Below are 16,909 nucleotides of genomic sequence, written 5' to 3' on the forward strand. Positions count from 1 at the left end.
AGATGGACGTATTTTCACAACTTGCAGAAGAACGAATTAAACAAGCAATGAAAGATGGCGAGTTTGATCAGATAGAAGGAAAGGGAAAACCACTAAAGAAAGACCCGCTAGAACATGTCCCAGCAGAATTACGAATGAGTTATCGTATCATGAAAAATAGCGGATATCTGCCTGAAGAAGTACAAATAAACAAAGAGTTAGCGTCATTACGAGATTTGCTGAAATATTGTACAGGTGATAAGGATAAACAACGTCTCGAGAAACGAATTTCAGAAAAAGAATTACAATTTCAAATGCTCCTAGACAAAAGAAATATGAAACAATCTTCCGCATACAAAAGATATAGCAGTAAAATTAATCGGTTATTTTAAGGGAAAATGTAGAAAAGTTAGGAGATAGTACTTTTTTCATGTAACCTTTTCACGTATACTAGAAGAAAATAAAAAACAAAGGTGACTATTATGCCACGCGAAAACAATCTATATTCAGGTACTAACGATGATTTATTAAGAATATTACATCATAACATGAACCTTATGTTCGTAATTAGAAGGCGGGAAGGGCAATTCTATTGTTCATTTCTATCGGGGAAGTTGAAAGAGCAGTTGGAATTGCCGGAAATAATGACAGCTACTGGTCAGGAATTCACCTTGGAATTTATATCAGTACAGAAAAGTAAGCTAACCCAGGCATTTACAGGTAAAGAAATCACGTTTAGACACCATTTTCATAATCATTATTTATACACCATGTTATCCCCCGTTACGAAAGATGGCGAAGTGATTGAGGTAGTAGGGACTACTATTGACATTACGTCATTTGAAAAATCTGAACAACAAATTGAATTTATGGCAACTCACGACATCCTTACAAAGCTTCCTAATCGACAAAAGTTACTTGATGATTTAGACAGAAATATACATAATAATTATAATGAAAAACCGAAAGCAATCATGATTTGTGATCTGGATCGGTTAAAGAATGTGAATGATACATTAGGACAATTTGCTGGTGATCAGGTAATCACTTTAATAGCAGATCGTCTAAAGGAAGCTGTATCGGAAAGGTGTCCGGTCTATCGCTTGGGTGGAGATGAGTTTGTTATTGTCATTGACCAAGAAGTACCAGATATAAAAGCATTTGCAGAGCAGATTTTACAGGTTGTCAGACAACCAATTATTATCTCCAAGCATGATTTTTATATGACAGCGACGATTGGGGTATGTTGTGTGAACGAAAAAGCTTGCAAAACAGAGGACTATATCAATCGGGCAAGTGTAGCTGTTCATTATGGTAAAGTCCAAGGTGGCAACCGTATTAGTGAATATACGAATAAAATGAGTGAACAATATAATGAATTGATATTGTTAGAATCAGATATTCGTAAAGCATTCAAATTTAACGAATTTACGCTGTCCTATCAACCAAAAGTGGATGTGCATACTAATGAGATTGTTGGAGTAGAAGCATTGATTCGTTGGGAACATGGGAAAAAAGGCAAAATACCGCCATCTCTTTTTATCCCGATTGCTGAAGAAATAGGTATGATCGATCAAATCGGGGAATGGGTGTTACGAGAAGCGTGTAAGCAATTCGTAAGATGGCATGAGAGTGGAGCGAATCCTGTAATGGTTGCAGTCAATATTTCTGCAGTCGAACTGCAGAACCCGGATTTTCTGTCTCGAGTCAAACAAGTTATTAAGGAAACTGGCATGGATCCTAATTATTTAGAAATAGAGATTACGGAGAATAGTGTAATGCAAAATACCGAAGAATGTATTGAAATGATGAATGAATTACGTTCTATGGGTGTCTCTTTATCGATTGATGACTTCGGTACCGGTTATTCCTCGATGGGATACTTACAAAAGTTTCCGATTAATTATTTGAAAATAGATCAATCTTTTATTAAGGAATTGTTTGAAGAATCTGGCAGTGCGGAAATTATAAAAGCAATGATTCAATTAGGGCATACGTTTGGTTTGAAGGTAGTAGCGGAAGGTGTAGAAGGTGAACGAATACTTTCTTTTATTAGAAATGAGAAATGTGATTATTATCAAGGGTATTTTTATAGTAAACCGCTTGAGGCGGATTTAATTGAAGAGAAATTGTTAGCATTTTCATAGGACTTCTTGAAGAAAATAAGATTAAGATATAGTTGAGGTGGTATTATATGATTAAAGTATTGTTTATTTGTTTAGGAAATATTTGCAGATCTCCAATGGCCGAAGCGGTATTTCGTCATATCGTCAAGGAAAAGGGAGTAGAGGATCAGTTTGTAATTGATTCAGCAGGATTAGGCGATTGGCATATAGGTAATCCTCCACATCAAGGAACAAGAGCAAAGCTAGATGAATTAAATATTTCGTATCATGGACAACAAGCGAGACAAATTCAAGCAAATGATGTAGAAGAATTTGATTATGTCATTGCAATGGATCAGCAAAATATGGATGATTTATCACAATTTTCGTATCAAACAACTGGTGTGACTGTAAAAAAATTGATGGATTTTGTGGATCAACCGAAAGAACAAAATGTACCAGATCCATATTTCACCAAAAACTTTGATTACACGTATGAGTTAGTGAAAGAAGGCTGTGAGCAATTATTTGCGTACATTTCCAATAAGCATGATTTAGACATAAAATGAGACATTCATCAAGGGGGCTTACCCCATGATGGTTAGCGCCATGAAAAACTAAGATCAGAGGGGTTGAGAGTCATGGGAAAAGAAAGATTAATCAAAGGTATACTTACTGGAGCAGTTGTTGGAGGGCTTATTACATTGAGTGATCGAGAAACGCGATCATATGTGACAAGGAAATTACAGGTTTGTGGCAACAAGGCGGCCTATTATGCTAAGAATCCAGCAAATGCAATCCATCAATTAAATCTAAACTATGCCAAATGTTCTGAACAGCTTGCTACAGGACTAACCTCTGCATTAAACATGCTTCATCAATTGCAAGAACTGACAGAAAAAGTAGACAAACGAGACAACAATGGTTAAGAATCAATTTGCTAATAATCGTTCAGTTCGTTTTATCAAGCAATTGATAGAGCGAATAACGAGAGACGATGTCCCGGGTTTAGCGGCGCAATTGTCTTATTTTTTTCTGCTATCGTTATTTCCTTTTATGATTTTCCTTATAACATTAATTGGTTATTTACCATTTGATGAAATTAACGTCATGAATTTTATATCCACGTATGCACCAGAGCAAATCGTAACCATGTTAAATGATAACCTTGTACAAATCATGAACAACCGTAATGGTGGCTTATTATCGATCGGGATTATCGGTACGCTTTGGTCTGCATCAAATGGGATTAACGCATTAGTACGCTCGTTTAATAAAGCTTATAATATTGAGGAAGAACGTTCGTTTATTGTAATGAGAGGGATATCGATTATATTAACAATCGCGATGCTGCTTGTCATTTCTGTCGCCTTTTTGTTACCGATTTTCGGAAAAATGATTGGAGTGTACCTCTTTTCATTGTTCGGATTATCACAAGGGTTCTTAGATATATGGAACACCTTAAGATGGGTAATTTCCTCGATTATTTTCTTTATTGTTTTAACGATGTTATACCGAATGGCACCAAGTAAGCGTGTCTATTTTAAGCATATCTACATTGGAGCCATATTTGCTACTATTTGTTGGCAATTAACATCACTCGCCTTCTCCTACTACGTAACATCGATGGGCAACTACTCAGCTACATATGGCAGCCTCGGGGGAGTGATTATTCTGATGATCTGGTTCTACCTCTCAGGAATGATTATCATCACTGGAGGCGAAATTAACGCACAAATCGAAAACAGGGAAAGGAACAGAGTAAATCCAAGTTGAATATCCTTCATTGAAAGATAGGACTGTTTCACTGAAGTTAGTTAATCGGTTGCAATTAAGTGAATCGTGAACTGACAGTGAGCAGTCCTATTTGTTTTGCTACACAAGCACAAATTCCATTAAATATATTGAAAAAAATGGAATATAACAGTTATATAAAAATATATGAAACAGATATTAAAAATATTGAAATAATAAAAATAAACTGTTATCTTTTAATAGAGAAAAATAATATAACAAGTATAAAGGGGTGCGTTTTTTATGAGGAAATTATTGCTATCATTTAGTTTAGTAACTGTTATTAGTTTGCTTGTTGCATGTGGAGAAGGTGACGAGAATCAGACAGCCTCCGACGCGATCGACAATACGAACGCTACGGAAGAACTTAAATCAGAAAAATGGGACGAGATTCAGGAGAAAGGTGAGATTGTAGCAGGCACATCAGGTACTTTAATTGGTGCTTCTACATATGACGAAAATGACAACTTGACAGGTTACGATGTCGAAATTATGAAAGAAATAGCAGAGCGTCTCGACTTAGAGGTTAGGTTTGAAATAATGGGAATTGACAGTATGTTGCCAGCGGTTGAAAGTGGTAGAATTGATGTAGCTGTGAATGATATTGAAGCAACAGATAATCGAAAAAAACAATTTGCTTTTTCAGAACCATATAAATATTCTTATTCGACAATGGTTGTACGAGAAGATGATAATTCAGGAATAGAGAGCTTGGAAGACCTAGAAGGTAAACGTGCTGGTGGTGGAGCGACAACGATTTACAGTCAGATCGCTGAACATTTTGGTGCAGAAGTGGTTACTTATGGAAATGCACCAAATGAAGCCTATTTACGTGATGTGAATAATGGCAATACAGACGTGATTGTCAATGATTATTATTTATCAAAGTTTGGTGTGGGTGGCTTTCCTGAATTCGATATTCACCTGCATCCGGATTTGAAGTTCCATCCAACAGAACAAGCTGTAGTAATGGATTTAGAAGCAGAAACATTGCAGCAAAAAATAAATGAAACACTAGCAGAAATGAGAGAGGACGGAACTTTAAGCGAATTAGCGATAGAGTTTTATCAAGAAGATGCTTCACAAAAACCAGAGGAAGAGATCGAAGAAATTGAGGGTCTTGATCTGTAAGGTGTGATACCATGGGAAATTTTTTTGATGTCCAATTAGCGATAGAGAACTTACCACTGATTTTAAGTGGTTTACCGATGACATTGATTGTGTCGTTCGCAAGTATGGGATTAGGGCTTGTGTTAGGATTATTTATATCCTTAGGACGAAGCTCGGATATGACTCTTTTACGTTATCCTGCCAGAGTCTATATATCGTTCATGCGTGGGACACCAATTCTTGTTTTTTTATTTATTTTATATTATGGCTTACCAATGATCGACTTGAAAATGCCAGCAATTATGGCAGCAATATTAGGTTTTGGTTTAAACAGTGCCGCCTACATTGCGGAAGTTATTCGATCGTCTATTAATAGTGTGCCAAAAGGTCAGTGGGAATCTGCAAAGGCATTAGGTTTTGGCTATTGGCAATCTTTAATGAAAATTATCTTACCTCAAAGTACGCGAATTGCGTTACCACCATTAACAAATGTCTTCTTAGATTTAGTTAAGGCAACATCCTTAGCAGCAGTCATCACCGTGCCGGAGCTTTTTCAAAAGGCACAAATTGCCGGAGGACGTTCCTTCGATTCATTGACTATGTATGTACTGGTCGCACTTATTTACTGGCCGGTTTGTATCCTAATATCGGTTTTTCAAGAACGTTTAGAAAACAAATTCAGCAAATTTATGAAGCCCTAAGAGGGACATAATTAAATAGGTAGAACGAGAATCCGAACAATCTGGACTAAGCGTAGACAAAATTCGCAGACTCCTCATGACGAGCACGTGAGCTGAAGATCTACTGTGTGAAGTGTTCTTCTTCACACAGTTAGCTAAAAGCCGTCACGGTATAGGATGCACTGCGAATGCAAGCTTTGAGCAGGTGTTGACTTATGACATTTAGGTGAAAGCGAAATATGAAGTGTTATGTGTACTTAGATATTAATGTTCGGATTTTTCCTGTCTAATTACTCTTTTGTCCCAAGCCTTTTTTAAAAAGAAAGTATACACGTTCTGTAAATACACACCCAATTCAAGATGTTCGAATTGCCCCCTGTTCGAGGACAATAGATAGGAAACCAGGGAATCGTATTCTTTATATAGAACAAAGGTAAAAGGAAGGGAAAAACGGTAGTATCGATTTATGTGAAAACTAAAGGTGGTCATGCGATTAAAAATAGTAAAAACTATGTAAAAATTCAGAATAAACTACCTCATGATATTGAATGAATGTTAATATATATAATTATAGGTTTTTTATTTTTAATGTTATAGAAGAGAAGGTGGGAGAAGAATGAAAATTATTGTGGCAGGAGGAGATGGCTTCTGTGGATGGCCAACTGCTCTCTATTTATCCAAACAAGGACATGAAGTTTCAATTATTGATAACTATGTAAGAAGGAAAATTGATAATGAACTGCACTCCAATTCATTAACACCTATCGCTTCCTTAGAAGAGCGAGTAGCAAAATGGCAAGAATTAACTGGTAAACAAATCAATCTATATGAAGGTGATTTAACACACTACGACTTTTTGAAAGAAGTGTTAAAACAAGAACTACCAGATGCATTTGTTCATTTTGCCGAACAACGCTCTGCACCATACTCTATGATTGATAGAGAACATGCAGTCTACACACAAGAAAACAATGTGACTGGAACATTAAATGTACTATTTGGTATTAAGGAAATTGTTCCGGATTGTCATTTAATTAAATTAGGTACGCTTGGGGAATATGGTACACCTAATATCCCAATTGAAGAAGGATATATCGAAATAGAACATAAAGGAAGGAAAGATACCTTACCATTCCCAAAACAGCCAGGTTCTTTCTATCATTTATCGAAAGTGCATGATAGTCATAATATCATGTTCGCCTGCAAAATCTGGGGGATTCGAGCAACAGACTTAAACCAAGGTATTGTGTACGGCTTAGAAACAGACGAAACAAAATTAGATCCTGTCCTAACTAATCGTTTAGATTATGATGGTGTATTCGGTACTGCCTTAAACCGCTTTATTATTCAGGCAACAGTTGGACAAGATTTAACAGTGTATGGAAAAGGTGGACAAACGAGAGGATTTCTAAATATTAAGGATACAGTCCGTTGTATCGAGATAGCAGCGGAAAACCCGGCAGACCACGGTGAATTCCGCGTATTCAATCAATTTACTGAACAGTTCTCGGTAGGAGATCTAGCAGAAAAAGTTCAAAAAGTTGCTCAAGAAGAAGGCTTTGAAACAAATATAGCACATTTAGAAAATCCACGAGTTGAGCTTGAAGAACATTTTTTCCAAGCAGCCAATACAAAATTAAAAGATCTTGGATTAGAACCTTATCTTCTTGACGAAAATGTAATAAGAGAAATTTTACGAGCTGTAATAACATATAAAGATCGAGTTATCGAAAATAATATCTTTCCACAAGTGAAATGGAAATAATCGAACTAGAAGAATAAGGGTGATCTAGTAATGCACATACTCATCATCACGGAAACATTTCTGCCCTCTACAGATGGTGTGGTAACAAGGTTAACGAATAGTATACGCTATTTTTTAAAAAATGGACATCAGGTGACGGTAATTGCGCCGGATTTAGGAGTAAATGAATTCGAAGGGGCAAAAGTAATCGGGTTACCAGCTCGTAAATTGCCGTTTTATCGATCGAAAGCTTTTGCCTTACCTAGCCAACGCGTGAAAAAGCTAATCATAGAATGCGATCCGGATGTTATTCACGTAGTCAATCCGGCGCTACTTGGCGCCACAGGTGTTCACTTTGCCAAAAAACTTGGCTATCCGTTAATAGCGTCGTATCACACACAGGTCCCCAAGTACGCTGAGTATTATCATTTATCAATATTTAAAGGGTTTCTCTGGTGGTATTTTCGGAAATTACATAATCAGGCTTCGATTAACCTCTGTACATCAAATGTCGTGAAACAAGAATTAGACCAACAGCATTTTCGTAATGTACATGTATGGAAACGCGGTGTAGACACGAGCCTTTTTCATCCAAAGAAGTCGGATCTGGAGATGCGGACGCGATTAACAAATGGAATCGATGATAAAACGCTATTATTATATGTTGGCAGACTTGCACCAGAAAAAGAAATAGAAAAGATCCGAACAGTTTTAGAACAATCTGACCAATTCGTATTAGCGATTGTAGGTGATGGACCTCACCGAGCAGAATTGGAACAACATTTTCAAGGAACAAATACTGTATTTACCGGATTTATGCATGGTGAAGAGTTAGCGCAAGCCTATGCTTCTAGTGATGTGTTTGTATTTCCATCAACAACTGAAACGTTAGGATTAGTACTAATGGAAGCTATGGCATCAGGGTTACCAATTGTTGCAGCGGACAGCGGGCCAACACGTGAGCAAATCGAACATGAAAAACACGGCTTATTATATAACCCTCAACGTCTGGACAGCTTTAAAGAAACGGTATTACGACTAGAAAATGAAGCATTGCGTAATAGGCTTGCGGAAAAAGCTTGGCAGGATATTCATGAAATGGGATGGGATGATCAGTCACAGCAGGCGTTAGCTTTTTATCAACAAGTAATTGATTCACACCATAAAGACTACGATAAGAAGGAATGTTCATGAAACGAAAAAGTGGTCGTTTTCAATTTTTTCAATTTAGTATTATAGGTGTCAGTAATGCGCTGATTGACATAGGTGTGCTTAACTTACTGTTATTGCTATTCCATACTGACAAATCTGCCATGCTTCTCTTATACAATAGTATCTCTTATTGCCTGGCAATCTTAAATAGTTATATTTGGAATGCTTCCATTACCTTCAACCGCACTTCAAAGGGTAGTTCTTATCAACGTATTGCTTTTTTTGTCCAAGCACTAATTAGTTTAGGAATTAGTAACCTAGTTTTCTTGGGGGCTAATTCCTTATTTGCTATAATGGAAATACCAAATTGGTGGCGATATAATCTTTCCAAAGCCTTAGCAATGGGTTTATCCTCTTTAGCCAGTTTTTTTATGATCAAGTATATGGTATTTAAAGATTACAAACAATGAATACTACACTAAAGGAGGAATTCAGATGGATTTTTATTTATCAGAAGGTGGCGTTCGAACCATTTTACCATTCGGAGAATTAGACATATCAGGAAATGAAGAATTGGGCTACCGCCCGTTCCAATTAATGGTCGCTTCTGTTGCAGGGTGTAGTGCTTCGGTATTTCGCAAAGTATTGGATAAAAAAAGAATTACGATTGATGATTTAAAGATTTCAGCAGAGACCGAAAGATCACCAGATGAAGCAAACAAGATTACATCAATTCATCTTCAGTTTGTTGTAAAAGGTGTGGGTCTGAAAAAAGATCAAATCGAAAAAAGCATGGAAATTGCCCGAAAGAATTGTTCGATGATTCGGACGATTGAAGATAGTGTGAAAATTACAGAAACACTTGAAATCGTGAATTTAAGTAATTAGCTTGCATAGTTTTCGCTCCTTTTGTAACACTAAGGGAAAAAAGGAGCGGAAACAAATAATGGAGAAACTCGGTCTTTCTGTAATTTTATGTTTAATGATGTTAACAATCCCGCTAATTGCAGAGTCCAAAGAAGAAAAGCAAGATGATCTCGTATCAATCGAAAATGAAAACAGCTATAAACAAATGTCGGAAGAAGATACATCGATCGAACCGAGTAAATTAGTAAAGGAACTCTTAGAGGATGTTAATGTTGAGATAGATAATCCACTGTTAATCAAATCATTGAATGAATCAACCATTAATCCATCGCCAATTGCTTTTGGCTATCGTGCTAACGTGTATCTTGGACATTGGCCTTTATCGTATCAATCAGAATCTTCTAAGATTAATTGGGATTTTCAAACAGTAAATACGAATGAAGTGAATAATATTAATGGTGAGAAGAATGAGGAAATTTTCTATTATCAAATAGAAGAAAAGCACGTAGAAGGCGCATTGACAGCCAAAGTCGACCAAACCGATCAGATTAAACAAATGATTTTACAAAAAGCAAGAGATCAGCACGACCTTCCTCTTACCTTTCATGCAGTAGTTGGAAAGGAAACAAAGCTTAGTAAAACATATACTGTTCCGCCTTCGAAAACCGGAATTTTAAAAGCCAATATGCCCGTAGTGAAGGATGAAGGACAAGTCATACTAGGTGAAGTATACCTTGAATTAAAGGGATCAAAAAAGAAACTTGTTATTAAAAATGTCACTAAACAGGAAATAGGGGCACATATTCCGATTGCGAATCATCTCACTTTTACATTTGAGACGAAATAACGTATATTGCATGCATTTCTCGTAAAAATGAGGGATGCATGCATTTCTATTTGTTTTAAGGTGAAAAATAATTTTCTTCAATAAATTAGCTGAAGTCATGCCAGTGGAAAGCGAAACATTTTTCCGGAGCTTCTCCTAGCAGTCACAAACTTTCAAAATGATACTAACAGTTAGCGCCTTATGTGTACAACTGAGGATTTAATGATAATGAACATCCTTCATGCCTCCACTTCAACTTGAAGGCTGAGTGGGAAGATAACTAAGCAGCAGTGATGGAAGTCTTACTTAAGGAGAGGAGGTATAAAATTCGGGTGTTTGTCTAGCTCCTAGCACCCTACGCTTTTCTTATTAAAAAAGTGCTAGACATGTTTGTTTTTTTCAATTAGGATGAGTAGGGGAAGTTGGAAAGGGGTGTTGTTGTGAGCAACGGAGAGAAAATAAAAGAGCTTCGCATGCAGCTCGAGCAGTTTATGGAACGTTTAGATCATTTGGATCCAGAACAGACGTCAATTAAAGATGTTGATCAACTAATTCAGATGATCGAAAAAATAGAAAAAGATCTTGGTTAAGAAAAAGAGGGAGAGGGAAACAGTATGGAATGGGTAGTTGTCGTTTCAGTTATTGTCATGCTTGCCCTAAGTTTGTTAAGAGTTCATGTTATTTTTGCGATTATTATCGCTGCGGTAGTAGCTGGGCTGATGGCAGGGATGAGTATTCAGGATACAGTTACAATGTTAATTGAAGGGATGGGGGAACAGGCAGAAACGGCATTAAGTTATATTCTGCTTGGTGTTTTCGCGACTATGATCAGTTATACCGGGATTACTTCGATATTGGTACAATCGTTAATTAAAGTACTTACAGGTAAGAAAACAATGCTTGTATTAGTTATCGCTGGAATTGCATCATTCTCACAAAATATTGTACCGGTACATATCGCATTTATTCCGATTTTAATACCACCATTATTAAAATTATTTGATCAAATGCAATTGGACCGTCGTGCAGTAGCAACTGCTTTGACATTTGGTCTTAAAGCACCATACATCATGATTCCAGTAGGGTTTGGCCTTGTTTTTCACCAAACGCTACAAAAGGGAATGAGCAGTAATGGTGTAGATATTACGATTAAGGAAAGTGCTCTATCTATGCTATTACCTGGTATTGGTATGGTTATCGGTTTATTGATAGCAGTATTTATTACGTATCGCAAACCTCGAGAAGCAAAGAAATGGTTAGCGTTTGAAAGTGTAACAAGTGATGTTCAGGAAAAAGTAACATTTAATTATAAACACGGCTTAACACTTGTAGCCATATTAGTTGCATTAGTTGTACAAATTTTTACCGAAAGTCTTGTGATTGGAGCACTGACAGGGATTATTTTAATGGTATTACTATTTGCTGTGCCATTACGTGAGGGAGATACATTTGTACAGCAAGGGGTCAGTATGATGGGGACCATTGCGTTTGTTATGCTTATTTCAGCTGGTTTTGGAGAGATTCTGAAGAAAACAGGTGCTGTAGATTCCTTAGTAGCATCATCTTCTGATATTTTAGCAGAACACCAGGCCATTATCGCCTTTATTTTATTATTAGTTGGTTTAGTAATCACATTAGGCATAGGTTCTTCCTTCGGTACGATCCCGATTATCGCTGCACTTTATGTTCCGATTTGTATGGCAGCGGGATTCTCGCCAATGGCAATAGCCGTATTGATCGGAACCGCAGGCGCGTTAGGGGATGCTGGTAGCCCTGCCAGTGATAGTACATTAGGTCCGACATCCGGATTAAGTGCTGACGGGAAACACCACCATATCTGGGATACATGTGTACCAACCTTTATCCACTTTAATATTCCGTTGTTTTTATTTGGATGGATTGCCAGCATTATTTTATAAAATCATAGGATATGAACATCATTTTTACTTAAACTAAAAATAAAAAAGGTGATCATATGAAAAAAATAATCGTAATGGTGATGTTGTTCTTGCTGGTTATCCCTATGGAAATAGGAGCTGTCAGCTATGGTTGGGGATATAAAAAAGGTTCCAATCAACAACCGCCGGACGTAGGTATGTACAAGCAAATATTAGAAAAGCATCAAAGCTATTACATGGATCCATCTGGTGATAAACATGTTTATTTAACGTTTGATAATGGTTATGAAGCTGGTTTCACCGAGCAAATTTTAAATGTATTGAAAGAAAAAGAAGTACCAGCAACCTTTTTCTTAACTGGTCATTATGTCGATGATCAACCTGAACTAGTTCGTCGTATGTTGGCAGATGGTCATATCATTGGTAACCATTCTTACGATCACCTTGACTTTACAGAGGTATCGAAGGAGACGTTTACCAAAGATGTTACGAAATTAACCAAGAACATTAAAAAAATAGATGATGAAGCTGTGGTCCAATATATACGTGCTCCAAGTGGAACATTCAACGAAGATTCCTTAAGCTGGGCAAATGAACTAGGCTATACCCATATATTTTGGTCTCTGGCTTTTGTCGATTGGAACAAAGGATCAGAAAAAGGATGGAAGCATGCCTACGAACAAGTGATGAATCAGATTCATCCAGGAGCAATCATCTTGATGCACACAGTCTCTCAGGATAATGCTGATGCATTGGAACATTTGATTGAAGACTTGCGCGAACAAGGATACCAATTCAAAAGTTTAGATGATCTCATGTTAAAACAGTTGCTTCCTGAGGAACTAATCGGATTCACTAAAAGTGCCCGATAAAGGGGAAAAAGCGCCCGATATCCATTCAAAAGTGCCCGATATACGACAGAAAGCGCCCGATATATGAAAAAAAGTGCCCGATTTTAAACGACCCCCGTTTGATTTATCCAAACGGGGGTTCGTTTATTCCTCATCTTCTAACACATTATAGGCCATATCGAATAACATTAGTTGGCTATCCAGTAAAGTACCGCTTGTTTGATATCTGACACGTGAATAACTACCATCATGTGCTTGGACTCTTGCCTTGGCAGTGTCCTTCAGCGTAATGTCAAGAATGGAAAGAATTCTTGATTTGATTCTTCCTTCAAAAATCGGGAACATTAATTCCACACGTTTGACCATGTTTCTTGTCATTAAATCAGCAGAAGATAAGAATATTTTCTCTTCCCCATTATGATGGAAATAGTAAATACGACTATGTTCTAAAAACCTGCCTACAACACTTTGAACCTGGATATTATCACTGACACCAGAGATTCCCGGACGTAAACAGCAAATCCCTCGAATGATTAGATTGATTTTTACTCCAGCCTGAGACGCTTGATAAAATTTTTGAATCAATGGTTTATCCGTTAAGGAATTCATCTTAGCGATAATCCGGCCATTTCCATGACGTTTATGAAATTCGATTTCCTTATCAATATAATTCATGAGATCGTTGCGGATATCAAACGGTGACATCGATAAATGATGGTAAGTCGGCTTCTCGGTATAACCACTTAAATAATTGAAAAAATTAGTCGCATCTACACCGAATTTTCGTTTAGTCGTGAGATAGGACATATCGGTATAAAATTTCGCCGTTTGGTCATTGTAATTACCTGTTCCCAGATGAACAATGCGTTCAATTCCTCCTGCTGTCTTACGGACAATAAGTGTGATTTTGCTGTGTGTTTTTAATGAAATCATACCATAAATAACATGACAGCCTGCTTTTTCTAATTCCTTTGCCCATTGGACATTATTTTCTTCATCAAACCGTGCCTTTAATTCGACTAGAACGGTAACTTGTTTTCCGTTTTCGGCAGCTCGTTTTAATCCTGCTATGATCGGGGAACCACCACTGACACGATACAATGTTTGCTTAATCGCTAATACTTCTGGGTCATCCGCGGCATCACGAATTAAATCCACAATTGGCTCAAATGATTCATATGGATGGTGTAAAAATAAATCTCTTTTTCTCACAGCCTCAAAGACATTTTCATCCTCATGAATATCCTGGGCAGGTTGAGGGATTAACGTTTCATATACTAAATGCTCGTATTCTTTTTTTACATGACCATAGAAATCCTGTAAAAATGTCAGGTCAAGCGGTCCATTGATGATATATAAGTCTTTTTTATGAATCTCAAGCACATGAAGTAGAAATTCAACCATATCGGGGTTATTTTCACGTGCATCTACCTCTAAGCGGACAGCAGCTCCCCATTTTCTTTTCTTTAATTCCTTCTCAATTTCTTTCAAAAGGTCACGCGCACCTTCTTCATGAATGGTCATATCAGCATTTCGTGTGATACGAAAAGTGGTGGTAGACAGTACTTGATAACCAGTGAAAAATTTATGAATAAAATAACGAATCAAATCCTCTAGCAGTATATATTGTTGATTATCACCGATTGCAATGAATCGGTCCAATAAAGCGGGAACTTGAACAATCGCAGTTTTTATTTGCTGATGCTCCAAATCATAAACATCTTCAATCTGTACAGCGAGGTTTATCGATTTATTTAATAACATCGGGAAAGCTCGATACGCATCAATCGCCATTGGAGTTAATACCGGGAAAATTTCTTCCTCAAAGTAATTCTCCAATCGATTGATTTCTTGCGAGTTTAAGTCCTCCATATCTACAATGTAAATTCGTTCTTTCTTTAGCTTTGGTAATAGCTCTTTATATAAATCATATTGTTGTTCAACAAGTTCATGGTTAAAGCTAGAAATTCTCGATAATTGTTGTTTCGGCGTTAATCCAGATTTATTATCCGGGCGATTGAAACCGGCTTTTACTTGGTCTTTTAAACCGGCAACTCGTACCATGAAAAATTCATCTAAATTAGAAGAAAAGATGGCAAGGAAACGTAATCTCTCTAATAAAGGATTCGTTTCATCATCTGCTTCTTCAAGTACTCGTTTATTAAAGGAAAGCCAACTTAATTCACGGTTGTTATAATAAGCTGGTAGTTCTAAATTCTTCTCTTGTTTGACAGTTGACATCAATCATCATCCTTTTTCGACAATCTCTACCATTATCATAACGTTTCACAACTAATATTTTGTTAATGAAATGTAAATATTTTGTAAATTCATGCTTTACAATACAAATTTCAACTCAACATCTTTTTTAATCGCCTTCTCCACATGTTTCTTTTGTTTCTCAGATTGATACTCTTCAGGCTTTGTGTCACCATCACAATGTAACGTTATCGTCAAGGTATCATTGTTGTTGTCACAAGTCATTTGTTTGACAACCTGACGCTTGGTAGCATCTAAACAATAACTAAATTTCAATAGCGCTCCTAAATGACGCAGCTTTTTTTGTTCTTCTTTTAGAAACCATTTTTTATAAGGCTTGATAAATTGTTTAAATATCGTTTTGTTTTTATAGGAAGCAATTAATGCCAGTTGCAGGCGGTCCTTGTGCATTAACCCATCGATTGTTCGATTAGCTAGTAAGTAAAAGGTGTGCTGTGCACTTGATTCAGCATCGATATATTCTCCGAGATGGCATAAATAGCTTGCTCTTTTTAATAATGTCCAATCTTTTTTCGTTAAATGCAGAAGACCATTTTCTTTTAAATAATCAAAAAGTATACGTGTAAGATATTGGACGTGTAAAATTTGTTTTGGATCTAGGTCAAAATCATTGATCAGCTCTTGAATACTATCCTCTAACACATTTGGAAAAAGGATAGATCCCATCTCCTTTGATAGTTGCTCATAGAAGATACCGTCACGCAGACCTTTTCGACTTAAAATAAAACAGTCTGCCTGAATCATTTTATATAAACTGTGGAACACTTCAATTGCAGGTATAATAATATCTGCCCGGTCTTTTGATAATCCTTCAACTTTTGGTAACTTTTCTGGCTTAAGTGACGTTAAATAGTTACTAACATGGATGATGTCCGTATCATACATTTTGTATTGATGGAGGCCGGCAAGCGGATAATCCTTCAGGTTTTGATCGATTTGCACAAGGTTCCGAGCACTTCCCCCGATAGCTATCAATGGGACTTCCCGATTACGTAACCATGGTAATGTGGTAAATTGATCTGCTAAATAATCTCGCAATGCTTGCAATTCCTCGCGAGTAGGAATTTCCTTAGCAAAGAATTCTTTTAAGGTTAAAGCACCAAAGGGAAAACTATGTGACTCAATTAATTCTCGATTTTCAAAATAAGTAACCTCCGTACTGCCACCACCAATATCAACGGTAATGCCTGTTTCAATAGAGGTGGAATTGACAACTGCTAAATAGCCGTAATAGGCTTCCTCTTCTTCTGATAAAATCCGCATTGTCATGCTTGTTTGTTTTTCTACTTGGATCAAAATATCCTCTTGATTCTCTGCCTGTCTGATCGTCGCAGTCGCGACACAAACGGTCTCTTGTAACTCATATGTTGCTAATACATCTTGAAAGCTCTGAAGTGTCGTAATTAATCGTTTGATACCAGCCGAATTTAACGTATTATCTGTTTCCAAAAATGTACGTAGTCTGGCAACTGCTTTGACATTTTCTACTTCTTTTAATCTGCCGCCTTTTTCTCTTAAATAGATTACTAGTCGCATTGTGTTAGAACCTATGTCGATGATGGCGTAATATTGTTTTTGCATGTTATCACCCTATTATTGTTGTGAATTTTTCTATATTGTACC

At 36.8% G+C, this 16,909-nt stretch carries 17 protein-coding genes; 15 read left to right on the forward strand and 2 right to left on the reverse strand.

Features of this window, described 5'->3' with window-relative positions; all coding sequences use genetic code 11:
* Positions 1–2: 2 nt before the first annotated feature.
* The 15 genes from J5J03_RS18265 (at position 3) to pdaA (ending at position 13,027) form a co-directional block, all read left to right on the forward strand.
* The gene (locus tag J5J03_RS18265; protein ID WP_208591636.1) at positions 3–371 is read left to right on the forward strand and encodes a DnaJ family domain-containing protein; all 369 of its coding nucleotides are present in this window, start codon (positions 3–5) and stop codon (positions 369–371) included.
* Positions 372–461: 90 nt separating this feature from the next.
* The gene (locus J5J03_RS18270; protein ID WP_208591638.1) at positions 462–2,126 is read left to right on the forward strand and encodes a putative bifunctional diguanylate cyclase/phosphodiesterase; all 1,665 of its coding nucleotides are present in this window, start codon (positions 462–464) and stop codon (positions 2,124–2,126) included.
* Between the two features lie 47 nt (positions 2,127–2,173).
* On the forward strand, positions 2,174–2,653 hold the full coding sequence (locus J5J03_RS18275; protein WP_208591640.1) for a low molecular weight protein-tyrosine-phosphatase: 480 nt from the start codon (positions 2,174–2,176) through the stop codon (positions 2,651–2,653).
* Between the two features lie 72 nt (positions 2,654–2,725).
* A complete protein-coding gene (locus J5J03_RS18280; RefSeq protein ID WP_208591642.1) occupies positions 2,726–3,013 on the forward strand; it encodes a hypothetical protein in 288 nt (95 codons plus the stop codon).
* On the forward strand, positions 3,006–3,860 hold the full coding sequence (locus J5J03_RS18285; RefSeq protein WP_208591644.1) for a YihY/virulence factor BrkB family protein: 855 nt from the start codon (positions 3,006–3,008) through the stop codon (positions 3,858–3,860). Before J5J03_RS18280 ends, J5J03_RS18285 begins: the two co-directional genes overlap by 8 nt.
* A 261-nt stretch (positions 3,861–4,121) precedes the next feature.
* Positions 4,122–5,009, forward strand: coding sequence for a transporter substrate-binding domain-containing protein (locus tag J5J03_RS18290; protein ID WP_208591646.1), 888 nt, complete (start codon positions 4,122–4,124; stop codon positions 5,007–5,009).
* Positions 5,010–5,020: 11 nt separating this feature from the next.
* A complete protein-coding gene (locus J5J03_RS18295; RefSeq protein WP_208591648.1) occupies positions 5,021–5,689 on the forward strand; it encodes an amino acid ABC transporter permease in 669 nt (222 codons plus the stop codon).
* 595 nt (positions 5,690–6,284) lie between these two features.
* Positions 6,285–7,433 carry an NAD-dependent epimerase/dehydratase family protein gene (locus J5J03_RS18300; protein ID WP_208591650.1) on the forward strand — a complete coding sequence of 383 codons (1,149 nt, stop codon included), beginning with the start codon at positions 6,285–6,287 and terminating at the stop codon, positions 7,431–7,433.
* A 30-nt stretch (positions 7,434–7,463) separates the two neighbouring features.
* Entirely contained in the window at positions 7,464–8,606 is a 1,143-nt protein-coding gene (locus tag J5J03_RS18305; protein WP_208591652.1) for a glycosyltransferase family 4 protein, read from the forward strand.
* Positions 8,603–9,034: a GtrA family protein gene (locus tag J5J03_RS18310; protein ID WP_208591654.1), complete on the forward strand. Its 432-nt coding sequence runs from the start codon at positions 8,603–8,605 to the stop codon at positions 9,032–9,034. Before J5J03_RS18305 ends, J5J03_RS18310 begins: the two co-directional genes overlap by 4 nt.
* A gap of 25 nt (positions 9,035–9,059) precedes the next feature.
* Positions 9,060–9,452, forward strand: a complete 393-nt coding sequence (locus J5J03_RS18315) for an OsmC family protein (RefSeq protein WP_208591656.1) — start codon at positions 9,060–9,062, stop codon at positions 9,450–9,452.
* Positions 9,453–9,510: 58 nt separating this feature from the next.
* Positions 9,511–10,278 (forward strand): YfkD family protein, encoded by a 768-nt coding sequence (locus tag J5J03_RS18320; protein WP_208591658.1) that lies wholly within the window; start codon positions 9,511–9,513, stop codon positions 10,276–10,278.
* 419 nt (positions 10,279–10,697) lie between these two features.
* Complete coding sequence (locus tag J5J03_RS18325) at positions 10,698–10,847, forward strand: SE1561 family protein (RefSeq protein WP_208591660.1); 150 nt, start codon at positions 10,698–10,700, stop codon at positions 10,845–10,847.
* Positions 10,848–10,871: 24 nt separating this feature from the next.
* Positions 10,872–12,176, forward strand: coding sequence for a Na+/H+ antiporter family protein (locus J5J03_RS18330; RefSeq protein ID WP_208591662.1), 1,305 nt, complete (start codon positions 10,872–10,874; stop codon positions 12,174–12,176).
* A gap of 56 nt (positions 12,177–12,232) precedes the next feature.
* Entirely contained in the window at positions 12,233–13,027 is a 795-nt protein-coding gene (gene pdaA / locus J5J03_RS18335) for a delta-lactam-biosynthetic de-N-acetylase (RefSeq protein WP_208591670.1), read from the forward strand.
* A 123-nt stretch (positions 13,028–13,150) separates the two neighbouring features.
* On the opposite strand, the gene J5J03_RS18340 is transcribed toward pdaA, so the two are convergent.
* The gene (locus J5J03_RS18340; RefSeq protein ID WP_208591672.1) at positions 13,151–15,247 is read right to left on the reverse strand and encodes an RNA degradosome polyphosphate kinase; all 2,097 of its coding nucleotides are present in this window, start codon (positions 15,245–15,247) and stop codon (positions 13,151–13,153) included.
* 96 nt (positions 15,248–15,343) lie between these two features.
* Entirely contained in the window at positions 15,344–16,867 is a 1,524-nt protein-coding gene (locus tag J5J03_RS18345; RefSeq protein WP_208591674.1) for a Ppx/GppA family phosphatase, read from the reverse strand.
* Positions 16,868–16,909: the final 42 nt, after the last annotated feature.

This window comes from Gracilibacillus suaedae (genome assembly GCF_017599345.1).
GTDB lineage: Bacteria > Bacillota > Bacilli > Bacillales > Amphibacillaceae > Gracilibacillus > Gracilibacillus suaedae.